Genomic DNA, 22,426 nt, shown 5'->3' with positions numbered 1-22,426 from the left:
TGTTGCTCACTTGAATGAAAAAGTACGAATCAGTTGGATGTGACCAGCGTCGCGGGGCCGAGGTTGGCGGTCCGCAATGTTTCGCTGATGCGCTGCGCTTCGTCGCGACTGCTCACCGGCCCCAGACGAACCCGATGCAGCGTCTGCCCGTTTGCGACCACAGGCGTAACGAAGGCATGCGCGTTGACCAGGGATTGCAGTCGGGTGCGTAGTTGTTCGGCAGCCTGAGCGGACGAAAACGCGCCAAGTTGCAGGAAGTACCCTTCGCCACCCGCCTGGACTGTCGAGGCGGACTGCGGCTCCGGCATTGCTTTGACCAGGTAGCCGGGATTGTTCTTCTGCTGCCATGCCACCGGGTCGATACCCTCTACTCGAACCCGGGCGGTGCCCTTGTCGGCGAAACCCAGCTTCGCGGCAGCAGCGTAGGACAGATCGATGATGCGGTCGGAATAGAACGGGCCGCGATCATTCACGCGCACGATCACCTTGCGATTGTTTTCCAGATTGGTGACCTGCACGTACGTCGGCAAAGGCAGCGTCTTGTGCGCCGCGGTCATGCCGTACAGATCATATTCCTCGCCGTTTGCGGTATGGTAGCCGTGAAATTTGCTGCCGTACCAGGAAGCGGGACCTTCGGCGCGATAATCGAAGCCATTTTGCAGTGGCGTATAGCGCTTGCCCAGCACCTCGTACGGAGTCGCCTTGTATCGGCCCAGGTGCGGCGTCGGTACGGCATCGGGTATTGAGGAGACGTCCTTGAAATGCTCCGGCGGACCATCATGGGAACGGCTGTAGCCACCGGCTTGCGGAGCAGGCGCGTGACCCACGGTGGGCGCTGGCGGGCTCGAAGAGCAGGCCCCGAGCAGTACCAGGCTACCGAAAACGACCAGGCGACAGAAGGCTGACAGGCGCTGGATCATTGTTGTTTGGCCTCTCGCAAAAGCTCAGCTAACTGGTTGACCACCATGGCATACATCACGCTGCGATTGTAGCGCGTTATGACGTAAAGGTTATCCAGCCCGACCCAGTACTGCATATGATCACCGGCATCGAACTCGAAGGTCATGACCTCTCTTTCTTCATCCAGCGTTTCGGGAAGCTGCCAGCCTGCCTCGCGTAATTGCGCAACGCTGCGACGCGCCTCCAGATCAGGAACGGTTAGCACTTCTTTGAAGCGCTCGCCGCTGACCGAGGCCTGCACGGCCACAGGCGCACCATGCTGCCAGCGGTGCTCGTGAAAATAGTTGGCTGCGCTGCCGATGGCGTCGACCGGATTGTCCCAGATGTCGGTGGTGCCATCCTCGTCGAAATCCACGGCAAAGGCCTGATAGCTGGTCGGAATGAACTGCGGATATCCCATGGCGCCAGCGTAGGACCCGGTGAGGCTCAGCGGATCGACGTTCTGTTCGCGGGCCAGCACCAGGAAGGCCTTCAACTGCCGCCGGAAAAACTCCGCACGCGGAGGATAATCGAAGCCGAGCGTGGTCAGTGCATCGACCACGCGATGGCTACCCTTGTTGCCGCCATAGAAGGTTTCCACGCCGATGATGGCCAGGATAATCTCGGGCTCGACGCCGTAGGTCTTCTCCGCTCGCTCCAGGGCTTCGCGATGCTCTTCCCAGAACGCCAGTCCGCGCTCGATACGCTTGTCGGTGATGAAGATCGCACGATACTCGTGCCACGGCCGTACGCGTTCGGCCGGACGCGAGATCGCATCGATGATCGATTGCTTGCGTTCGGCCTGCAGCAACAACCCGCGGACGTAGTCGGTGCTGAAGCCATGTTCGGCCTGCATCTCCGTGACGAACGGCTCGACTGCCGGGTGGCTGCTGCTGTAGTCCGCCGCGTAGATAGCTGGACTGCAGCAGAGCGCCAGCGCAGTTATCAGCCGCTGACGCAGCCGATCAAATCGTATGTATTTCATGAGAATCCCGTTGCTTTGAGAGCATGTCCATCATCCCTGGGGCATCCATTTGCGGTGGGTCTGGATCGACATGAGAATGCCAAAGCCGGACAGCAGAGTAACCAGAGCGGTACCGCCGTAACTGATCAGCGGCAGCGGGACCCCAACTACCGGCAGCAGCCCGCTGACCATTCCGATATTGACGAAAACGTAAACGAAGAACGTCAGCGTAAGGCTGCCGGCCAGCAGCTTGGAAAAGCTGTCCTGCGCCTGCACCGTAATCACCAGCCCGCGTGCAACCACCAGCAGATAAATTACCAGCAGCAGGCAGACGCCGACCATGCCGAACTCCTCGGCAAGTACCGCGATGATGAAATCGGTGTGACCTTCCGGCAGAAAGTCCAGATGCGACTGAGTGCCCTGCAGCCAGCCCTTGCCGAAGACCCCGCCCGACCCGATCGCTGCCTTGGACTGAATGATGTTCCAGCCGGACCCCAACGGGTCGCTTTCAGGGTTGAGAAAGGTCAGCACGCGCTGCTTCTGATACTGATGCAGAACGAAAAACCACATGAGGACCGCAGACGGAACCAGCAGAACCGCCGCGCCTATGATGTAGCGCCAGCGCAAGCCTGCCAGCAACAGAACGAAGATGCCCGCCGCAGCGATAAGCAGCGAAGTGCCCAGATCCGGCTGTTTGAGAATCAGCACAACCGGTACGAAGATGATCGCCAGCGTCACGCAGACGTACTTGAAGTTTGGCGGCAGATTCCTCCGGCTGAGGTACCAGGCGACACTCATCGGCATGATCAGCTTCATCAGTTCTGACGGCTGGAAGCGCATCACCCCGGGTATCGTCAGCCAGCGCTGTGCACCCTTGGCCTCGGTTCCGACAAGCAGTACGGCGAGCAGCAACAACAAGCCTCCAAAATAGGCCACCGGCACCCAGCGCTGCATGAAGCGCGGCTGCAATTGCGCGATGAAGATCATGGCCGTCAACCCCAGCCCGTAATAGGCCGCCTGGCGGTAGAGCATGGCGAAGCTTTTGCTGCTGGCTGAATACAATACGAACCCGCTGACCGCACCCAGAACGAGGATCAGCAGAAGCAGCCACGGATCGATATGGATTCGCTGCCAGAACGGCATGCGCTTGTTCAGCCCGACCTTGCCGCCCGTCGCAGCCCGAGTTGCCGCCCAGCTGGTCATGGTTGCGTCTCCACGGTGAGTTCAGCCGGTTCAGGATCCGGCAGCAGCCATGCGTCGAACACCTGACGAGCCACTGGCGCAGCGACTCGGCCGCCCGACTCGCCGTTCTCGACCATCACCGCTATCGCGATGCGCGGATCGTTCGCCGGAGCGAAGCCGACGAACAGGGCGTGGTCGCGATGGCGTTCCTGCAGGGCCTTGGAGTCGTATCGCTCACCCTGGGCGATGGCAACGACTTGGGCGGTGCCGGTCTTGCCAGCCATTTCGTAAGGCGCGCCGAGTGCAGCGGCGCGAGCCGTACCATTGGGCGCGTGCATGACATCACGCATCGAGTCGATGATGAATTGCCAGTCGTCAGGGTTCTCCAACACGATGTTCGGCGGAGTATCGCTTTCATCAGGTCCCTGGCCTTCGGCGTTCATCAACAGACGTGGCCGCTTCCATACGCCCCGGTTGGCAATCAGGGCGACCGACTGCGCCAGTTGTAGAGGCGAAGCCAGCATGTAGCCCTGACCGATACCGGTAATCAGCGTTTCGCCCGGATACCAAGGCTGCCTGCGCGCGCCACGCTTCCAATCCCGCGACGGCATGAGACCCGATGCCTCTTCCCACATATCGATGGATACACGCGTACCGAGACCGAAACGGCTGAGATAGTCGTGCAGCCTGTCGATTCCCAGCTTGTGAGCGAGGTCATAGAAATAGGTGTCGTTGGAGCGAACGATAGCCAGACGCATGTCCACCCAGCCGTCACCACCCCGATTCCAGTTTCGGTATTTGTGGCTGTGGTTGGGCAGTTGATAGAAGCCAGGATCGAAGACACGATTGCCGCGCCCAACCACGCCGGAATCCAGCCCGGCCAGAGCCACCATCTGCTTGACCGTCGAGCCTGGCGGATAGAGGCCGCGCAATACGCGGTTGAACAGTGGCTGGTCCAGCGAGTCGCGCAGCGCCCCGTAGTCCTTGTAGCTGATACCGGTGACGAACAGGTTGGGATCGAATCCAGGTTTGCTGACGAAGGCGAGAACCCCGCCGGTTTCCGGCTCGATAGCAATTACAGCGCCACGACGATCGCCCAGCGCCTGCTCGGCTACCGCCTGCAAGCGCGAATCCAGGTGCAGGGTCAGGTCGCTGCCGGATATCGGATCGGTGCGCCTGAGTACGCGTAGAACTCGGCCGCGCGCGTTGGTCTCGACCTCTTCGTAGCCGACCGTACCGTGCAACAAATCCTCGTAATAACGTTCGATGCCGGTCTTGCCGATGTAATGCGTACCGGCATAGGCCACCGGATCGATGCGCTGCAGCTCTTTTTCATTGATGCGGCCGACGTAGCCCACCGCATGGGCGAAATGGTTGCTGTAGGGATAATGGCGAACGAAGCTGGCCTGCACTTCCACCCCGGGCAGACGGAACTGGTTCACCGCGATACGGGCAATCTGGTCGTCGGTCAGTTCGAACATGACCGGCACCGACTCGAATGGCCGCCGCGCCTGCATCAGACGTTTCCGCGATCGTTCGAGATCCTCGTCGGGCAAGGCGAGAAGCACCTGCAACAGCTCGAAGGTGCCCGCCAGGTCAGGCACGCGTTCGCGGGTGATGTTCAGACTGAAGCTGGGACGGTTATCTGCCAGAACCTTGCCGTTGCGGTCGTAGATACGGCCGCGCGCGGGCGGAATCGGTTGCACGTGCACACGATTGTTTTCCGACAGCGTGGTGTGATACTCGAACTGGGTGACCTGCAGGTAATACATGCGCGCCACCAGCGCCGCGAGCATCAGCACCACCACCAGCGCGGCAATGATGACGCGCTGCTGGACGATCCGGGCATCGAGGGAATGGTCCTTGAGGTGAATCGGCTTGGCCATGTATCACTTGTGGTAGGGGTGTCGGTTCAGAATGGTCCAGGCACGATAAATCTGTTCAGCAAGCACGATACGTACCAAAGGATGGGGCAGCGTCAGGGGTGACAGTGACCAGCGCTGTTCGCTCTTCGCCGCTACCTGTTCGGCGAGCCCTTCCGGGCCCCCTACCATCAGGTTGACGTTGCGAGCCTCCAGCCGCCAGCGCTCCAGCTCCTGTGCCAGTTGCTCAGTCGACCAGGGCTTGCCTGTCACTTCCAGCGTCACCACCCGGTCGCCCGGTTGCACCGCGGCCAGCATCTGCTCGCCCTCGCGCCGCATCAGCCTGGCAATATCGGCATTCTTGCCACGGGTTGCAAGTGGTATTTCGACCAGTTCCAGCGACAGATCAGCGGGCAGACGCTTGGCGTATTCCTGGTAGCCTTCCTCCACCCAGCGCGGCATCCGCGACGCCACGCTGACCAGGCGGATACGCAACCCGGATTACTCGACTGACTCTTGCTGCTGCGCCCGCCGCGACTCGGCACTCTGCCACAGCCGCTCCAGGTCATAAAACTGACGAGTGGCGGGCTGCATGACGTGCACGACGATGTCGCCAAGGTCGACCAGAACCCATTCACCGGACTCCTTGCCTTCAACGCCCAGCGGTTGCCGTCCTGCTGCCTTGGCCTTCTCCACGACGTTGTCGCTGAGCGAGCCAACATGCCGGCTGGATGTACCGCTGGCGATGATCATGTAATCGGTCACGCTGGTCAGTTCGTGCACGTCGATACGCACGACATCCTTGGCCTTCATTTCGGCCAGGGCATCTTCGACAAGCTTGATAAGGTCATCAATCTGCATTCGGAATCAAATCCTCAAGTCAGGGCCGGTAAAGCCCTTTGGTTTCAATATAGTCAAGCACCGCATCGGGCAACAGGAAGCGGGGAGAACGACGCTCTGCCAGGAGCGAGCGGATGTGAGTCGCGGAAATGGCCAGAGGTGTTTGCACCAGCGGCATGATTTCTCCAAAGCTGGCGCAGGCCTGGCCCGGATCAGTCACACTACGAGCCGCCAGCAAATCCTTCAGCACTTCGGGCACTTCCAGGTCGTAATCCGGGCGCTGCAGCACGACCAGGCTGCACAGATCGAGAAGCTCGCCCCAGCGATGCCAGGTCGGGAGCGCACAGAACGCGTCCCAACCCAGTATGAAAAACACGACGGCATCCGACCCGAGCTCGGTGCGTATCGACTCCAGCGTCTCGACCGTGTACGACGGCCGCTCACGGAGCAGTTCGCGATCATCGACCTGCAGGCCCGTATCGCCCTGCACAGCCAGGCGAACCATGTCCAGGCGCTGCTCAGCATTTGCCCCGGGGATCGCTCGATGCGGTGGCCGCGCACTTGGCACCAGCCGCAGCTCATCCAGCGCCAGCCACTCGCGAACCTCCAGGGCGCTACGCAGATGGCCGTTGTGCACCGGGTCGAAGGTTCCCCCGAGTAAGCCGACGCGGCGGCTCATTGCGCCATCACTGGCGGATATGTCCGTCGCCGAACACGACGTATTTTTCGCTGGTCAGTCCTTCCAGACCAACCGGCCCGCGGGCATGAATCTTGTCGGTGGAGATGCCGATTTCGGCCCCCAGGCCATATTCGAAGCCGTCAGCGAAACGGGTCGAGGCGTTGATCATCACCGAGCTCGAGTCGACCTCGGCAAGGAAACGCCTCGCCCGGGTGAAATCTTCCGACACCATCGCATCGGTATGCTGCGAACTGTAGGTGTTTATATGGCCTATCGCCGCGTCCATATCGTCCACCACACGTATCGCCAGAATCGGCGCAAGGTACTCGGTGGTCCAGTCCGCCTCGGTCGCTGCCACAGCTTCGGGCAGGATCGAGCAGGTAACCGGACAACCCCGCAGCTCGACCTGTTTCTCAGCATAGCGACGCGCCATGCGTGGCAGGAAGACATCGGCGACCGCGCGATGAACCAGCAGAGTCTCCATGGCATTGCACACGCCGTAGCGGTGGGTCTTGGAGTTCAAGGCAATCGCCTCGGCCTTGTCCATGTCCGCGCGATCATCGACATACACGTGGCAGATGCCATCCAGGTGCTTGATTACCGGCACCTTGGCATCCCGACTGATCCGCTCGATCAGGCCTTTCCCGCCCCGCGGAACGATGACGTCGACATAATCGGGCATGGTGATCAATTCACCAACCGCGGCGCGATCGGTGGTTTCCACGACCTGTACCACCGATTGCGGCAGACCGGCTGCATCCAGCCCTTGCCGCAAACACTGAGCAATCGCCTGATTCGAATGAATCGACTCCGAACCGCCACGCAGGATACAGGCGTTGCCGGACTTGAGACACAGACTCGCCGCCTCGACGGTCACATTCGGCCGCGATTCGTAGATGATGCCGATCACGCCAAGCGGTACCCGCATGCGCCCGACCTGGATGCCCGACGGCAGAAACTTCATGTCACGGATCGAACCTATGGGATCGGGCAATGCCGCCACCTGCCGCAACCCTTCGATCATCGTATCGAGCCGGGCCGGGGTCAGTGCGAGGCGATCGAGCATGGCCTCGTCCAGGCCGTTGTCACGTCCGGCCTGCAGATCCAGCGCATTGGCCCGGATCAGTTCATCCGCGGACGCAGCGATGGCATCGGCAGTGGCCAGCAACGCGTGGTTCTTGGTCGCAGTGGTGGCCCGCGCGATGACACGCGAAGCCTTCCGCGCCTGCTGTCCAAGGCTCGTCATGTACTGGGAGATCTGCTCTGTGTTCATCCTGTCTCGAGTGTCTGGCGAAGCAAAAGCGGCATTATACCGGTCGCCAGAGGGGCTGGACAGGGCGAACCTGCTATGATCTGGATATGTTGCAAAGACCCCTACCCTGGCCCTCGGCCCGACCGTTACCGGACAGTTTCTTCGACCGCGATGCGCGACAGGTCGCGATCGACCTGCTTGGCAAGGTGCTGCGTCGCCGATATGGCGATGTGTGGCTGTCGGCCCGGATCATCGAAACCGAAGCCTACCTGCTCGATGAACGCGGCAGTCATGCATCGCTGGGCTATACCCATACCCGCCGCGCCTTGTTCGAGGGCGGCGGAACCATCTACATGTACTACGCACGCGGCGGCGACTCGCTCAACTTCAGCGCTGCCGGCCCCGGCAATTCCGTGCTGGTCAAGAGCGCCTTCCCGTTTGTCGATGTGGTCAGCGGCCCGGAAAGCGTCGCTACGATGCAGCAACTCAATCCGGCGCGCAGCGGGCAGATGCGGCCGGTGGAGAAACTCTGCGCCGGGCAAACGTTGCTATGCAGCGCGCTGAATCTGAAGGTGCCGGACTGGAACGCTCGCGGTTTCGACCCTGCCGAATTCTTCGTCGACGATGCCGGCCTGGAGCCCACGCAGATCATCCAGACAACCCGCCTGGGCATCCCGACGGGGCGTGACGAGCACTTGCCCTACCGCTTCGTCGATGCCGAGCACGCGCGCCACTGCACCAAATCCCCGCTGGGCCGCACTCGGCTGGAAGGCGAGCACTATCAATTGCTCGAGGGCGGAGCCGTATGGAAGGAGGCCTGACCGGCGATATCATCGCCTGGCTCTCCGGACACATTCGCTGGCTGGGCCCGGCTATCTTCCTCATCTCCCTACTTGAGTCGCTGGCCATCGCGGGCATTGTCGTGCCCGGCGTGGCGCTGCTGTTCGCCGCTTCCGCCCTCGCTGGCGGCGCGCAGCTGGGTCTGACCGGCGTATTGCTCTGGGCTTTCGCTGGAGCGGTGTGCGGGGACATGATCAGCTTCGCCCTCGGGCGCATTTTTCACCAGGATATCCGCCGGATCGGCCTGTTTCGCAAGCATCCGCAGTGGATTGACAGCGGCGAGGGCTTCTTTCGCCGTTACGGCGTGCTGAGCGTGCTGATAGGCCGCTTCGTCGGCCCCATCCGGCCGATCATCCCGCTGGTAGCGGGTATGTTCGATATGCCTGTGCTGCGCTTCGTTGCGATCAACGTGGTGTCTGCGGCGCTATGGGCGCCGGCCTACCTGCTCCCGGGATACATCACGGGCAACGCACTGAAATGGCCGGTTCCGGAGTTCTTCTGGACCCAGGCGCTGGGGCTGCTCGGCGGCTTCGTCGGACTGGCAGCGTTGGCGCTGATGGCCTTTCGTACGCAGGAGCGCTGGGCACCCTTGATCGCCGCCGCCCTCAGCCTGGCCGGTCTGGCCGCGCTGATCCTGGCGAATCCCTGGCTGGGCATATTCGACGCCACGGTAACCACCTGGCTGCAGCAGCCAGGTACCGGAGTGTCGGGCATCATGAGAAAACTACTGGCTCCGTTTGATGAGCCGTTTTTCATGTTGCTGCTCACCGCCGGCCCGGGGCTTGCGCTGCTCCTCACGGCTCAATGGCGGCAACTCGCGTATATTTTATTGACGTTTGCCAGCGCTTTGGCAGTCGGCTGGACGCCAGGTACCGCTGGCGAGGCATCTATCGTGTCGCTGACGCTAAGCCTGGTGCTGGCTATTACCATCTTGTGCAACCGTGACCAGGGTTTCTGGATACGGATGAGCTGGGGACTGTATTGCGCGCCGCTGTTGGTGATAGTGATCACCGCCGCGCTTACGCCGCCTGACATTTCGCCGCTGACAGCCTTATCCGCGCTGCTTCAGGCGGGCTTCGCCGCGAGCCTTGCGCTGTGGCTGGTCGAGCGCGGGGCTCCTCTGGAACCCATGCCGCGCTGGCTGCGCCTGGCTCTGCCAGCCTGGCCGGCGGTAGCCGCCTTGCTGACGCTGGTCACCTCGCCCGGCTGGCTATGACTGCATGGCCTGCAGCCAGTCGCCGATAAGCTCGAGACGGCGCTCCGGCGCGTCCGTTGCCAGCAACTCGGTTTTCTGCTCGAGGGAAAACGGCAGCAAAAACGCCAACTGATAACCAAGACGCTGCTGACTGTCTTCGACAGGCGGCAATCCCAGGCTGGCGGCCATGGGATGCTGCATGAGGCTATCGCGCAGCGCCAGCAGGTCCGCCTGCGCCGCGCCGAGCGGCTGGTCAGCCGCCTCATCGACCCAGCTCGTCTGGGCTTCGATGAGCCCGTCATCGGCGACACTGACGTCACTTATCCGCACACGTCTGCTGCCTTGCACGCGGATGCCGAGCAGCCCGTTATCGCGCTGCTGCCAGTCGATGATGCGAGCTTCGCAGCCCAGCGCATTGAAGCGCAGATTGCCGGAGCCGGCCTCCGGTCCCGACTCGAGGGGAACGACGACGAACCCCTCCTCGCGCTTGAAGCAACGGCTGATCATGTCCAGGTAGCGCGCCTCGAAAATCTGCAGGTCCAGGACGCAGCCGGGGAAGAGAATACTTTTGAGCGGGAAAAGTGCGATCTTGTCTGTCATCGATCTATCGGAAAGTCGTCTTTGCAGTGGTTACGTATTCAGTCGTGTCATTCAGCAAACCTATCCAGCCCCGGCAGGATTGACCCTGCCAGACGGCCTTGCAAACATGGCGGCAACGACACACCGAAACCTGTGTTGAGGGTAGCATCCCCAATCGAACACGGCTCGCATCGAGCTGCACAACAACAGAACATGGAGAACACCATGAGCGCCGTCCCCGTTTCCGAACTCAAATCCTACATCGGCAAGGACCTCGGTCATTCCGAGTGGCTGACCATCGATCAGGAGCGCGTCAACCAGTTCGCCGAATGCACCGGTGACCATCAGTTCATTCATATCGACGAGGAAAAGGCCAAGCAGACGCCGTTCGGCGGCACTATCGCCCATGGTTTCCTGTCGCTGTCGTTGATTCCGTCACTGTCGGCGGGCCTTCTGATTCGGCCCGAGGGCCTGAAGATGGCGGTCAATTATGGCCTGGACAGCCTGCGCTTCATCCAGCCGGTACGCGTCGGTTCGCGGGTGCGCTTGAACGTTCAGGTGCTGGATGTGACCGAGAAGAACCCCGGCCAGTGGCTGATCAAGGCCAAGAACACCCTGGAGATCGAGGGTGTGGACAAGCCGGCGTTCATCGCTGAAGGCCTGAGCCTGTACTTCGTTTGAGGATCCGACCGGGCGAAGCAGCCCGGTCTACTCGCCCCAGGCCGGCAGCAGCTGCTGGGGCAGTTCCAACTGGTTGAGAATGCGCGCGACAACGAAGTCGATCATATCGTCGATGCTCTGCGGCTTATGGTAGAACCCCGGGCTCGCCGGCAGGATCACAGCCCCCATCTGGCTCAGCTTGAGCATGTTTTCCAGGTGCACCGTTGAATACGGCGCCTCTCTCGGCACCAGAATCAGCTTGCGCCGCTCCTTCAATGCAACGTCCGCGGCGCGTTCGATCAGATTATTGCTGGCACCGGTGGCGATCGCGGACAAGCTACCAGTGGAGCATGGGCAGACCACCATTGCACTCGGCGCTCCGGATCCGGAGGCGACGGGCGCCATCCAGTCCTGTTTGCCATACACCCTGATCTGGCCCGGCTGAGCCTGGTAGCGCTCGGTCAGAAAGCGTTCCATCGCCTGGGGCTTGGCCGGAAGCTCAACGTCCGTTTCAGTTGCCATTACCAGCTGCGCGGCCTGCGAGATCAGAAACGAAACCTGTACATCGGCGCGTACCAGACACTCGAGCAGGCGCAACGCGTATTGCGCCCCCGACGCCCCGGTTACCGCAAGCGTGACGCGCCGCTCAGCCATGCTTGGCCTCCAAGGCGCGTACCAACCGCTGATGAATGCCGGCGAAGCCGCCATTGCTCATTATGACGATGTGCGTTCCCGGTTCGGCATTGGCAACCACCTGTTCGATGATTCGCTCGATGCTGGTCTCGACTCGCGCCGTCACAGGGCTGGCCCCGACAACGCCTTCCAGCGACCAGTCCAGCCCTTCGGGCTGATACCAGATTACCTCGCTGGCCTGCGCAACACTGTCGGGCAGCGCTTGCATGTGGCTACCCAGCCGCATGGTATTGGACCGGGGTTCGATGATCGCCAATAGCTTCGCATCGCCTACCCGAGCGCGCAGACCGGCCAGCGTGGTAGCAATGGCCGTAGGATGATGGGCGAAGTCGTCATAGACGACGATGCCGTTGATCTCGCCCAGCTTTTCCATCCGGCGTTTGGCGCTGCGAAACGCTGGCAGCGCCGCGAGGCCCTGCTCCGGTGTTACGCCTACATGACGAGCCGCGGCGAGGGCTACCAACGCATTGGCTACGCTATGCGCCCCGGTTTGCTCCCAGTGCGCCTCGCCTACGCTCTTGCCGTCGAGCAACACTTCGAAGCGCGACCCGTCCGCCTCGAGCAACCGCGCCTGCCACTGTCCACCCTCGCCGGTGGTTTGCCGAGGCGTCCAGCAGCCCATCCCGATAACTCGCTGCAGCGCTTCGTCCTGCTGCGGATGAATGATCAGTCCGGACGCCGGAACAGTGCGCACCAGATGATGAAACTGCCGTTCGATGGCTGCCAGGTCGGGAAAGATATCGGCGTGGTCGAACTCGAGGTTATTGAGGATTGCCGTGCGCGGCCGGTAGTGGACGAACTTCGAGCGCTTGTCGAAGAACGCGCTGTCGTATTCATCGGCTTCGACGACGAAAAACGGAGTGTCCCCCAAACGCGCGGAAATCCCGAAATTCTGCGGCACCCCGCCAATGAGAAACCCGGGCGCCATGCCGGCATGTTCAAGGATCCACGCCAGCAGGCTCGATGTGGTGGTCTTGCCGTGGGTGCCGGCGACGGCCAGCACCCAACGGTCCTGCAACACATGTCGCGCCAGCCACTCGGGACCGGACACGTACGGCAGGCCTTTGTCGAGAACATGCTCGACCGCCGGGTTACCGCGTGACAGGGCATTACCGATCACCACCAGGTCCGGAGCAGGGTCCAGGTGCTCGGCACGATAGCCTTCCATCAGGGAAATACCCTGCGCCTCAAGCTGGGTACTCATCGGCGGATAGACGTTGGCATCGGAACCGCTGACGGTGTGTCCAAGCTCGCGCGCCAGCAGCGCCAGGGAGCCCATGAAGGTGCCGCAGATACCGAGAATATGCAGGTGCATGGTCGATCCAGAAAAGGTGTATTCGTTTCGCAATCAGCGTGTCGCGATACTATCACGCACGCCGGTGCAACATTAGCGCCCGGCGGTGGTCCATGCAAAGGATGCGGCATTGGGCTATGATGCCGCGATTTCGCCGAGCGCCACCCGCTTCACACGCAATGCTCACCGATACGGACGTTGCAGGGAACGGCTATCAGCACAGGCCAACAGCTTTACACATGGAGTCCGCATGACAGTCAAGAATGCCTTTTATGCCCAGTCCGGCGGTGTTACCGCCGTCATCAACGCGTCGGCTGCCGGCGTCATCGAAGCGGCTCGCCAGCACCCGGACAAGATCGGCAAGGTCTATGCCGGACGCAACGGCATCATTGGCGCACTGACCGAAGACCTGATCGATACCAGCGAAGAATCGGCTGAAGACATCGCTGCGCTGCGTCATACGCCTTCCGGTGCATTCGGCTCCTGCCGCTACAAGCTCAAAAGCCTCGAAGCCAACCGCACCCAGTACGAGCGTCTGATCGAAGTGTTCAAGGCGCATGACATCGGCTACTTCTTCTATAACGGTGGTGGCGATTCTGCCGACACCTGCCTCAAGGTTTCGCAACTGGCGGAAACCATGGGTTACCCGATCCAGGCGATCCACGTGCCCAAGACCGTGGACAACGACCTGCCGATCACCGATTGCTCGCCAGGCTTCGGCTCGGTGGCCAAGTATGTCGCTACCTCTATCCGTGAAGCAGGCTTCGATGTCGACTCAATGTCCGCTACCTCCACCAAGGTATTCATCCTCGAAGTGATGGGTCGCCACGCCGGCTGGATCACCGCCGCCTGTGGCCTGGCCGCCGAAGGCGAAGGGCAGCCGCCGCACATCCTGCTGTTCCCGGAAATCGACTTCGACCAGCCTGCGTTCCTGGCACGGGTCAAGGAGTGCGTCGAGCAGTATGGCTACTGCGTAATCGGCGTATCCGAAGGCATCAAGAACGCCGATGGCACGTTTTTGTCCGAGTCGGGCCTGACCGACGCGTTCGGTCACGCCCAGCTCGGCGGTGTCGCGCCGACCATCGCCAAGCTGGTCAAGGATGAGCTCGGCTACAAATACCACTGGGCTGTGGCTGATTACTTGCAACGGGCTGCGCGTCACATCGCCTCGAAGGTCGACGTCGAGCAGGCGTACGCCCTGGGTCAGGCGGCCGTGCGTATCGCACTGGAAGGCAAGAATGCGATCATGCCGGCCATTCGCCGCCTGGAAGACCAGCCGTACCGCTGGGACATCATCGAAGCACCGTTGAAGGATGTCGCCAACGTGGAGAAATTCATGCCGCGCGAATTCATCACCGAAGACGGTTTTCATATCACCGAAGCCTGCCGCCGGTACCTGTCTCCGCTGATCCAGGGTGAGGACGTACCTCCGTTCAAGAACGGCATGCCTGACTACGTACGGCTGAAGAAGATTTCGGTCGGACGCAAACTCGACTCGTTCCACGTCTGATGCGACTATGACCGTCCGAAGCCGCCCCTTCGGGCGGCTTTTTCATGAACGGCAAGTCGTCCGAAGGCGTTATTACCGTTTCGCCAGTAAGACCATGGTTCTATTCCGAATCGCTTGGTATCCGCTACGTTAGCACCTATAATCTCGCCCAGCTTTCGAGGGCTTAGTGAAGAACTCCTGCCGCGGTCGCCGGTCAGACGGTTGTTCAGTAAACCCTTCCAAATGCCCGAATCAGGTAAAACATGAGCTACGACCAGATCCCCGCAGGCAAAGACGTACCCAACGACATCTATGTCGCCATCGAGATCCCGGCCAATCACGCGCCGATCAAATACGAGATCGACAAGGACAGCAGCACCCTGTTCGTCGACCGTTTCATGGCTACACCGATGTTCTATCCGGCCAACTACGGATACATCCCGAACACGCTGGCCGACGACGGCGACCCGCTCGACGTCCTGGTCGTCACACCGCATCCGGTCACTCCCGGCGCAGTGATCCGCGCCCGTCCGGTCGGCGTGCTGCACATGACTGATGATGGTGGCGGAGACGCCAAGCTGATCGCCGTACCGCACGACAAGCTCAGCGTGCTGTACCGCGACATCAAGGAATATACCGACCTTCCCGAGCTGCTGATTCAGCAGATCCAGCACTTCTTCGAGAACTACAAGGATCTCGAGGCTGGCAAGTGGGTGAAGATCGACCGCTGGGGCAGCGCTGAAGAGGCCCGCGCGGAAATCGTTAAGGCAGTAGACGCTTACCAAAAATAAACGTCTCGCCCCGTTGAAAAGCCGGCCACAAGCTGGCTTTTTTTATGCCCGTCGCACTTTCGGGTACGCTTCGCGTATCCCTTCTTCGCGGATCACAAAGGCTCGCATGGACCGTCACTTCGACCAGCTCGGCGCGCATTTCGCACGCAAGATTTATGACAGCCCCAAAGGTGCCGTGCGTCTGGCGGTGCTGACCCGGGATCTGGGTGAATGGCTGCGGACTATCCAGGACGGGCGAAGCGTCTTGCGCGTGCTCGACGCCGGTGCGGGGCTGGGCCATATGAGCGAGTGGCTGGCGCTGAAAGGCCATCAGCTCACCGTAACGGACCCATCGCTGGAAATGCTCGAGCATGCCCGTGCCCGGCTTGCCCAGCATGCGTTGGCGCATCCGCCTTCCTTCATTCAGGCATCGCTGCAGACGCTGCCTGCCAGCGGCGAGGTCTTTGATCTGGTGATCTGTCACGCCGTACTGGAATGGCTCGCCGACCCGGCCGAGGCGCTCCGCTGTCTGCGCAGCCTGGTCAACGATGGCGGCGCTATCTCGCTGGCGTTCTACAACCGCGATGCCCTCATTTACAAGAATCTGATCAAGGGTCAGTTCCGCAAGATTGAGCGCAACCAGCTCGCCGGCGAGGGGCGCCGCAGTCTCACGCCCCAGCAACCGCTCGATCCACGCTATGTCGCCAACTGGGTGGCTGATGCAGGCCTAGAGCTCAAGGGAGAAACTGGCATCCGCGTGTTCCACGACTACATGCACGAGCCGTTCAAGGCACAGGCTTCGCTGGACGAGGTCATCGAACGCGAACTGCTGTACAGCACCCACCCTGCCTACCGACATATGGGGCGGTACCTGCATTGGTGGCTGGTGCCGAGGACGAACTAGTGCGATGCGATCCACCGCCCCCGCCACCACAGCCAGACGAACCAGCCACCAAGCGTCAACCCTCGCGCCACCATGAATAGATGGAAACCCAGCCATAACGCGTGATTCCCGGCACCCCAGAAAAACCAGGCGATGGGTACGTAAACCCCAACGACTGATAAGAGCATGGCGTTGCGCATGGCGCGGGCTCGGGTTGCACTGATGAACAGACCATCGAGCAGGTAGCCCCATACCGCCACCAGTGGCATCCAGGCCATCCAGGGCAGATAACGAACTGCCGTGTCGCGCACCGACTCGATATCAGTGAGCATCCGCACGATGTGCTCACCAAACAAGGTAAATGCCGCAACGAAGGCCAGGCTGAGAATGAGCGACCAGCCGGTCGATACGACCAGCACGCGTCGGAGCCGGCGGTGATCGCGAGCGCCAATGGCGCTGCCGCCGAGCCCTTCTACCGCATGAGCAAGCCCATCAAGCCCGTGCGATGTCAGCAGCAGGAAATTGAGCAATACTGCGTTGGCGGCGATTACTGCATCGCCGTACTGCGAGCCCTGGACCACCAGCAAATAGAACACCGCTTCCAGTGCCAGCGTGCGAATGAGAATATCGCGGTTGACCTGCATCAGCGGCGCCGCGCCCCGCAATTGCAAGGCGGCACGCCAGTCAAGCCGACCAGGCACCTGCGCCAGCAAAGGCCGCAGCAGACACAAGCCGAGCAATAGACCGCAGTAATCTCCTGCCACCGTGGCCCAGGCTGCGCCCGCCACGCCCATTTCCAGCCCGACCACCAGCAAAACGTCCAGCAGGACGTTGGTCAGATTTACGGTGAGCAGCAGGAACATCGGGGCTCGCCCCACTCCGGCTCCTATGAACCAGCCGACCAGCACGAAGTTGGCCAGCGCTGCGGGCAGGCTGAACAGGCGAATCTCCACGTAGCGCTGCGCCTCGCCGATCAGTTCCGGGCTGGCGTCGACAAAATGAAGTCCTAGAGAAAAGAGTGGTGACTTAAGCAGCCAGACAGCGCATGACAGGAGCAGCGCCAGCCAGAGCAACTGTGCCAACAGGAGTCGCAAGGCATCGCCGTCGCGTCGACCCCAGGCCTGGGCGACGAAGCCTGTGGTACCCATGCGAAGAAAACCGGTAGCCCACAGCACAAAGGTGATCAACGTGGCGCCAACTGCCACCCCACCGAGATGGTAAGCGGCATCCATATGGCCGATTACCGCTGTGTCGACCAGGCCGACAAGGGGCACACTGACATTCGAGAGGATCATCGGCACGGCGAGTGCCCAGACCTGACGCTGAGTGTTGGGTGACTTCCAATCAGCCGCCAGAGTGGTGAGGCGCAACGCTGTCAGCCGCCCGACCGCTTGGCCTTGACACCCTTTTCACCCAGCCATTGGCACAGCAATTCGACCTGGTCGCCCTGAATTTCGATCACGCCATCCTTCAGCGATCCGCCGCATCCGCAGCGCGCTTTCATCTGCTTCGCCAATGCCTTGAGCTCGGCCTCAGGAAGGATCAGGCCGCTGATGGTCGTTACCGTCTTGCCGCCGCGTCCCTTGGTCTCGCGTCGGACCCGTGCGATACCATCGCCCTGGGGCGGCGCGGCCTCGCCACAACGGCAACCGCTGACGGGCTCGCTACAGCCCGGACACATTCGCCCGGTATCGGTCGAATAAACCAGGCCGCCGAGCGAGTCCAATCCCTTCTTCCTGCTATTCATCTGCGTCTCGCTGTTGCTTGTCCATGAGCAGCCTGAGCGCCAGCAAGGAGTCCGGCGAATACTTTTCCTCGGGGCGCTGCCAGTCGCTGTGCGGATCGATCCAGCGTACGTCCAGCACTTCCTCGGGCTGCATGGTGATCGGTCCATCCCATACGCAACTGAACACTGCCCCCCACAAACGGCTCTCCGGCGAGTCATAGAAAAACCGCAGATGCTCGGTGAGGCCAGCTCCAACCACGCCAAGCTCTTCCGCCAACTCACGTCTGGCACCGTCCGCGTAGCTTTCGCCTGCGCTCACCACCCCGCCGGCGGCGACGTCCCAGAAACCCGGATACAGCCTTTTGTGAAGTGTCCTGCGATGCATGCACAGCTCGCCGCGCGAGTTGAAGACGAAAATGAAGGTGCTACGCGTGATCAGCCTGTCGCGTTGAATGGTCGCGCGGCTGACCACCCCGAGAGTTTCGTCGCGCTCGTTGACGTGGAATACGTCCTCGGCAGCGGAGCGCGCAAGATAGGCGTTTATGGATCGCTCATCCATGCCTAGCCCTGCTCGAGCAGCCGACGCAGGTCGATCATCGCGGCATTTGCACGTGACAGGTAATTGGCCATCACCAGCGAATGATTCGCCAGGATGCCCATGCCGCTGCCGTTGAGCACCACCGGGCTATACAGCGGCTGCTGTGTCGCTTCGAGCTCGCGCATGATCTGCTGCAGACTGGTCATGGCATTCTTGCGTTCGAGCACGTCCGCGTAGTCGTGCTCGACGGCACGCATCAGGTGCAACAGCGCCCAGGCGGAGCCACGCGCTTCGAAAAACACATCATCGATTTCCAGCCACGGCGTCTTGCGATAGTGCCGTCCTTCTTCGGTCACTTCCGCCTGACCGACACTTGAAGACAACCTCTGGGATAACGACCCCAGGCGCGTGCTCGAATCACCGATCCAGCTCGCCAGGTTATCGGCACGGGCATAGAAGTTGGCCTCGCCGGTCTCGAGGCGGCGGATGTATCTGTTCAGGGCGCGCAGACCGGAGCGGTATTCGCTTTCGCTACCCGGGAACATCCAGCTGTTGTTATCGAAGTTGAATCGCGGCTCGGCCAGAGCCAGATCGGGGTCTTCCTGCGACTGAGACTGCGAACGCGCCATATCTCGACGCATCGCTCGTGACATGTCACGTACCTGCACCAATACGCCGAATTCCCAGCTGGGCATATTGTCCAGCCAGACGCCAGGCGGAAAAATGTCGTTGCCAGTAAAGCCACCCGGCTTCTGCAGCAACGTATACATCAGCCCATGGACCGTACGGGCGGTGGTCGAGCCGACTACCAGCGTGGTGTCAGGGCCGGGAGTGGGAGCGACCGGCTCAAGGCCAGGCTCGCGACTCCAGTACCAACCGAGGATCAGGCAGACCAGCAGGTAGACCGCCAGCAGAACGGCCAACGCCAGACCGACAGTGCGACTGGTCAGCGAATCGTTGTTATGGCCCAGCTTGTTTCGTCCGAATCTCATCATTCCGCTCCTTAGCAACCCGCGCCCAGCATACCACCCGGGCATGGCTAGGACACCGTCACCAGCCAGGTAATTCAGTGTCCGCGCGGATCGCCCCTGCGCTGGCACGTACAGCCCGGTCTACAAGATTCGCCCTCGGCAATGCCCCAACGAAGCATTATGATGTCTGCTTCGATCACTCGCCGGGTCCAACATGCTGTTGCATCGCTTTCTATTATTGCTGTGTCTGCTCTGCACCCCTCTTGCCCAGGCACAACTCATTGACGACGGCGCGGCGGGTACCAGCCTGCTGGATGGCGGCAGCGGACAGGCTGACTTTCTTCCCGTGCATGAGGCCTTTCGGCCGTCACTGGAGCAACGCGGCTCTGACCAGCTGCGTGTGCGTTTCGACATGCCGCCTGGCTATTACCTGTATCGGCATCGCCTCGGCTTCGAAGTGCCGAATGCCCCTGAGGCTATCAAGGCTGTTCGTCTTCCGGACGGGGAGCACAAGACCGACGAATATTTCGGCGATGTCGAGGTCTATTACGACTCGCTTGAGGTCACGCTGGAGCTGCAGGAAGGTGCGACGGTCAGCGCTCTGCGGCTGAGCTTCCAGGGCTGCGCTGACGCCGGTTTGTGCTACCCCCCGGAAACGGTCGTGCTTGATGTGGGCAGCGGCGAGGCTTTGACCGCGCCGCAGACCTCATCGGAGCCTGAGTCCTCGGTCGACAGCGGTGTTTCGCTGGCGCTTCTGTTGTTCTTCCTGGCCGGACTCGGCCTGACCTTCACCCCGTGCGTATTGCCGATGCTGCCGATCCTTACCAGCCTGGTACTCGGACGCCAGCATATCGATCGTCCCCGCGCGCTCGTTCTGGCTGGCAGCTACGTGCTCGGAATGGCTGTGACCTTCGCGGTGGTAGGCGCTTTGATCGGCATCTTCGGCGCGGCCCTGAATATCCAGGCGCGTATGCAGTCGCCATGGCTGCTCGGCATCTTCGCCGCGCTATTTGTTCTGTTCGCTCTGGCCATGTTCGGTCTGTTCGACCTGCGATTGCCCGCCGCGCTACGCGAACCTCTGGAACGACTCGGCAGCCGCACCCGAGGTGGCTCGGTTCCCGGCGCAGCCTTGATGGGCGCGCTTTCGACGCTGGTCGTGTCACCGTGCATTTCCGCGCCGCTGGCCGGCGCCCTGGTCTACATCAGCGCCACCGGCGACGCACTGGGCGGCGCACTGCGCCTGTTCTTTCTCGCGCTGGGCATGGGCGTCCCCCTGCTGCTGGTCGCTGTGTTCGGCAGTGCGCTCCTGCCGCGGTCAGGGGCCTGGCTCAACGGTGTCAAGCAGCTGTTCGGATTCGGCTTGCTTGGCGTGGCAATCTGGCTGCTCGAGCGCATCCTGCCCGGGTCCCTGAGTCTGGCGCTATGGGCCGCCCTTGCAGCCGGCCTGGCGATCCAGCTCGGACTGTTCGAGCGTTCACCGCGGGGCGGCTGGGGGCGATTCGCTCAGACCCTCGCCTTGCTTGCTGCGTTTTATAGCCTGGCCGCGCTTACCGGGGCGCTGGCAGGCGGTCATGACCCGTTGCGCCCGCTGCAACCATTGACTCAGGGTGACCGGGCCGCAGCGAGTACCGACACCTTTTTCACTACCGTGGAAAGCCAGGCAGCACTACAGCGCGAGCTGAGCCAGGCACAGCAACTCGGCCGCCCTGCCGTGCTCGAGCTCTACGCCGACTGGTGCATCAGCTGCAAGATCATCGAACGACGTGTGCTAGGTGATCCTCAGGTCCAGGCGCAGCTGCAGAATGTGGCTCGAATCCGCCTGGACCTGACCGACAACACCCCGGATCAGCGCGCCTGGTTGACCGACAAGCAGCTTTTCGGCCCGCCTGCGTTTCTGTTCTACCACACGAACGGAGTCGAACGGACTGCGCTGCGCCTGCCTGGAGAAGTCGGTAGTGCCGAATTTCTGGAACGCCTTGCAGATCTTCGGCTCCAGTAGATTTTTCGCCTTCTTGCTGCAATCATGCAGGCATCTGATGGTAACCTTCGGGTTATGGACAGCCCTTTCCGATTACGGCACACTGCGGCCCTGATTTGACCGAACAGTCACGCACGCGTGGATACAACGATGGCGAGCATTCTGGTCCTGCATGGACCCAACCTGAACCTCCTTGGCACCCGTGAACCGGGTGTGTACGGCGCAGTTACCCTGGCGCAGATCAACCAGCGCCTGGCCGAACTTGCCGACAGCCTCGGGCACCGCCTGCAGAGCCTGCAGAGCAATGCCGAACACGCGCTGATCGACCGCATCCATGCCGCACGTGACGAAAACATCGAGTACATTCTGATCAATCCGGCTGCCTTCACCCATACCAGCGTAGCGATACGTGACGCATTGCTGGCGGTGAGCATCCCATTCATCGAAGTTCATTTATCCAACGTGTACAAGCGCGAGCCGTTCCGCCATCACTCCTACTTTTCGGATGTCGCCGAAGGCGTGATCTGCGGTCTCGGAGCCCAGGGCTACGAGCTGGCTCTACAAGCAGCGGTACACCGTATTGAACAAGCTAAACGCGATTAACCTGCTCTGGAGCGCACCTATCAATGGATATCCGCAAAGTAAAAAAACTGATCGAGCTTCTTGAAGAATCCGGCATCGACGAACTGGAAATTCACGAAGGAGAAGAATCCGTCCGGATCAGCCGTCATAGCAAGCAAGCCGCTATGCCGCAGCAATACTTCCAGCAAGCACCTCAACCGGCCCCTGCCCCAGCCGCTGCGCCTGCTGCCCTGGTGGAAACGCCAACAGCCGAACCCGCGGGTCATCTGGTTCGTTCGCCCATGGTCGGTACTTTCTATCGTTCGCCGTCGCCTGCCGCTGCATCCTTTGTAGAAGTGGGTCAAAGCGTCAAGGCCGGCGATGTACTGTGCATCGTCGAAGCGATGAAGATGATGAACCACATTGAGGCCGACAAGAGCGGCGTCATCCAGTCCATCCTGGCGGAAAACGGCCAGCCGGTGGAATTCGACCAACCGCTGTTCAGCATCGCCTGAGCCCGGCCTGGAGGCT

General features: G+C 61.3%; 24 protein-coding genes. 9 read left to right on the top strand and 15 right to left on the bottom strand.

The window, feature by feature from the left end; translation table 11 throughout:
• Window positions 1-29: 29 nt before the first annotated feature.
• The 8 genes from BLT85_RS02140 to BLT85_RS02105 are packed head-to-tail and all read right to left on the bottom strand — an operon-like array spanning window position 30 to window position 7,739.
• Window positions 30-920 (bottom strand): septal ring lytic transglycosylase RlpA family protein, encoded by an 891-nt coding sequence (locus BLT85_RS02140; RefSeq protein WP_093391601.1) that lies wholly within the window; start codon window positions 918-920, stop codon window positions 30-32.
• Window positions 917-1,924, bottom strand: coding sequence for a lytic murein transglycosylase B (gene mltB / locus BLT85_RS02135; protein ID WP_093391600.1), 1,008 nt, complete (start codon window positions 1,922-1,924; stop codon window positions 917-919). The genes BLT85_RS02140 and mltB overlap by 4 nt, the downstream gene beginning before the upstream one ends.
• A gap of 30 nt (window positions 1,925-1,954) precedes the next feature.
• Window positions 1,955-3,046, bottom strand: coding sequence for a rod shape-determining protein RodA (gene rodA / locus BLT85_RS02130; protein ID WP_093397291.1), 1,092 nt, complete (start codon window positions 3,044-3,046; stop codon window positions 1,955-1,957).
• A 56-nt stretch (window positions 3,047-3,102) separates the two neighbouring features.
• Window positions 3,103-4,971 (bottom strand): penicillin-binding protein 2, encoded by a 1,869-nt coding sequence (gene mrdA / locus BLT85_RS02125; RefSeq protein ID WP_093391599.1) that lies wholly within the window; start codon window positions 4,969-4,971, stop codon window positions 3,103-3,105.
• A gap of 3 nt (window positions 4,972-4,974) precedes the next feature.
• Window positions 4,975-5,442 carry a 23S rRNA (pseudouridine(1915)-N(3))-methyltransferase RlmH gene (gene rlmH, locus BLT85_RS02120; RefSeq protein WP_093391598.1) on the bottom strand — a complete coding sequence of 156 codons (468 nt, stop codon included), beginning with the start codon at window positions 5,440-5,442 and terminating at the stop codon, window positions 4,975-4,977.
• 6 nt (window positions 5,443-5,448) lie between these two features.
• The gene (rsfS, locus tag BLT85_RS02115) at window positions 5,449-5,808 is read right to left on the bottom strand and encodes a ribosome silencing factor (protein ID WP_093391597.1); all 360 of its coding nucleotides are present in this window, start codon (window positions 5,806-5,808) and stop codon (window positions 5,449-5,451) included.
• 19 nt (window positions 5,809-5,827) lie between these two features.
• Window positions 5,828-6,466 (bottom strand): nicotinate-nucleotide adenylyltransferase, encoded by a 639-nt coding sequence (gene nadD, locus BLT85_RS02110; RefSeq protein WP_093391596.1) that lies wholly within the window; start codon window positions 6,464-6,466, stop codon window positions 5,828-5,830.
• Window positions 6,467-6,473: 7 nt separating this feature from the next.
• A complete protein-coding gene (locus tag BLT85_RS02105; RefSeq protein ID WP_231701518.1) occupies window positions 6,474-7,739 on the bottom strand; it encodes a glutamate-5-semialdehyde dehydrogenase in 1,266 nt (421 codons plus the stop codon).
• Between the two features lie 86 nt (window positions 7,740-7,825).
• Between BLT85_RS02105 and BLT85_RS02100 the strand changes: the two genes are divergently transcribed.
• On the top strand, window positions 7,826-8,539 hold the full coding sequence (locus tag BLT85_RS02100; RefSeq protein ID WP_093391595.1) for a DNA-3-methyladenine glycosylase: 714 nt from the start codon (window positions 7,826-7,828) through the stop codon (window positions 8,537-8,539).
• On the top strand, window positions 8,524-9,774 hold the full coding sequence (locus BLT85_RS02095; RefSeq protein ID WP_093391594.1) for a DedA family protein: 1,251 nt from the start codon (window positions 8,524-8,526) through the stop codon (window positions 9,772-9,774). Before BLT85_RS02100 ends, BLT85_RS02095 begins: the two co-directional genes overlap by 16 nt.
• Here BLT85_RS02095 and BLT85_RS02090 read toward each other — a convergent pair.
• Window positions 9,769-10,353: an LON peptidase substrate-binding domain-containing protein gene (locus BLT85_RS02090; protein WP_093391593.1), complete on the bottom strand. Its 585-nt coding sequence runs from the start codon at window positions 10,351-10,353 to the stop codon at window positions 9,769-9,771. The two genes, BLT85_RS02095 and BLT85_RS02090, sit on opposite strands and share 6 nt — an antisense overlap.
• 204 nt (window positions 10,354-10,557) lie before the next feature.
• On the opposite strand from BLT85_RS02090, the gene BLT85_RS02085 reads away from it, so the two are divergent.
• Window positions 10,558-11,013 carry a MaoC family dehydratase gene (locus tag BLT85_RS02085; protein WP_093391592.1) on the top strand — a complete coding sequence of 152 codons (456 nt, stop codon included), beginning with the start codon at window positions 10,558-10,560 and terminating at the stop codon, window positions 11,011-11,013.
• Window positions 11,014-11,040: 27 nt separating this feature from the next.
• Here the strand turns inward: BLT85_RS02085 and BLT85_RS02080 are convergent, their stop codons facing one another.
• Both BLT85_RS02080 and mpl read right to left on the bottom strand, forming a co-directional pair.
• Window positions 11,041-11,646 (bottom strand): flavin prenyltransferase UbiX, encoded by a 606-nt coding sequence (locus BLT85_RS02080; RefSeq protein ID WP_093391591.1) that lies wholly within the window; start codon window positions 11,644-11,646, stop codon window positions 11,041-11,043.
• Window positions 11,639-13,000: a UDP-N-acetylmuramate:L-alanyl-gamma-D-glutamyl-meso-diaminopimelate ligase gene (gene mpl, locus BLT85_RS02075; RefSeq protein WP_093391590.1), complete on the bottom strand. Its 1,362-nt coding sequence runs from the start codon at window positions 12,998-13,000 to the stop codon at window positions 11,639-11,641. The genes BLT85_RS02080 and mpl overlap by 8 nt, the downstream gene beginning before the upstream one ends.
• A gap of 229 nt (window positions 13,001-13,229) precedes the next feature.
• Between mpl and BLT85_RS02070 the strand changes: the two genes are divergently transcribed.
• The 3 genes from BLT85_RS02070 to BLT85_RS02060 all read left to right on the top strand — a co-directional run bounded on the left by BLT85_RS02070 (window position 13,230) and on the right by BLT85_RS02060 (window position 16,142).
• On the top strand, window positions 13,230-14,489 hold the full coding sequence (locus tag BLT85_RS02070; protein ID WP_093391589.1) for a 6-phosphofructokinase: 1,260 nt from the start codon (window positions 13,230-13,232) through the stop codon (window positions 14,487-14,489).
• 242 nt (window positions 14,490-14,731) lie between these two features.
• Window positions 14,732-15,259, top strand: coding sequence for an inorganic diphosphatase (ppa, locus tag BLT85_RS02065; RefSeq protein ID WP_093391588.1), 528 nt, complete (start codon window positions 14,732-14,734; stop codon window positions 15,257-15,259).
• 106 nt (window positions 15,260-15,365) lie between these two features.
• A complete protein-coding gene (locus tag BLT85_RS02060; RefSeq protein ID WP_093391587.1) occupies window positions 15,366-16,142 on the top strand; it encodes a methyltransferase domain-containing protein in 777 nt (258 codons plus the stop codon).
• On the opposite strand, the gene BLT85_RS02055 is transcribed toward BLT85_RS02060, so the two are convergent.
• The 4 genes from BLT85_RS02055 to BLT85_RS02040 are packed head-to-tail and all read right to left on the bottom strand — an operon-like array spanning window position 16,139 to window position 19,380.
• Entirely contained in the window at window positions 16,139-17,491 is a 1,353-nt protein-coding gene (locus tag BLT85_RS02055) for an MATE family efflux transporter (protein ID WP_231701517.1), read from the bottom strand. The two genes, BLT85_RS02060 and BLT85_RS02055, sit on opposite strands and share 4 nt — an antisense overlap.
• Before the next feature lie 5 nt (window positions 17,492-17,496).
• Complete coding sequence (locus BLT85_RS02050; RefSeq protein ID WP_093391586.1) at window positions 17,497-17,868, bottom strand: translation initiation factor Sui1; 372 nt, start codon at window positions 17,866-17,868, stop codon at window positions 17,497-17,499.
• On the bottom strand, window positions 17,861-18,406 hold the full coding sequence (locus BLT85_RS02045; RefSeq protein WP_093391585.1) for an NUDIX hydrolase: 546 nt from the start codon (window positions 18,404-18,406) through the stop codon (window positions 17,861-17,863). The genes BLT85_RS02050 and BLT85_RS02045 overlap by 8 nt, the downstream gene beginning before the upstream one ends.
• Before the next feature lie 2 nt (window positions 18,407-18,408).
• Complete coding sequence (locus tag BLT85_RS02040; protein ID WP_093391584.1) at window positions 18,409-19,380, bottom strand: DUF2333 family protein; 972 nt, start codon at window positions 19,378-19,380, stop codon at window positions 18,409-18,411.
• Window positions 19,381-19,570: 190 nt separating this feature from the next.
• On the opposite strand from BLT85_RS02040, the gene dsbD reads away from it, so the two are divergent.
• From dsbD to accB, 3 genes are all read left to right on the top strand, one after another.
• Window positions 19,571-21,355 (top strand): protein-disulfide reductase DsbD, encoded by a 1,785-nt coding sequence (gene dsbD / locus BLT85_RS02035; protein WP_093391583.1) that lies wholly within the window; start codon window positions 19,571-19,573, stop codon window positions 21,353-21,355.
• A 129-nt stretch (window positions 21,356-21,484) separates the two neighbouring features.
• On the top strand, window positions 21,485-21,937 hold the full coding sequence (gene aroQ / locus BLT85_RS02030; protein ID WP_093391582.1) for a type II 3-dehydroquinate dehydratase: 453 nt from the start codon (window positions 21,485-21,487) through the stop codon (window positions 21,935-21,937).
• A gap of 23 nt (window positions 21,938-21,960) precedes the next feature.
• Complete coding sequence (accB, locus tag BLT85_RS02025) at window positions 21,961-22,410, top strand: acetyl-CoA carboxylase biotin carboxyl carrier protein (RefSeq protein WP_093391581.1); 450 nt, start codon at window positions 21,961-21,963, stop codon at window positions 22,408-22,410.
• Window positions 22,411-22,426 lie beyond the last annotated feature (16 nt).

It is taken from the genome of Halopseudomonas xinjiangensis (genome assembly GCF_900104945.1).
GTDB classification, from domain to species: domain Bacteria; phylum Pseudomonadota; class Gammaproteobacteria; order Pseudomonadales; family Pseudomonadaceae; genus Halopseudomonas; species Halopseudomonas xinjiangensis.
This window is presented reverse-complemented; position numbering and strand designations above follow the sequence as displayed.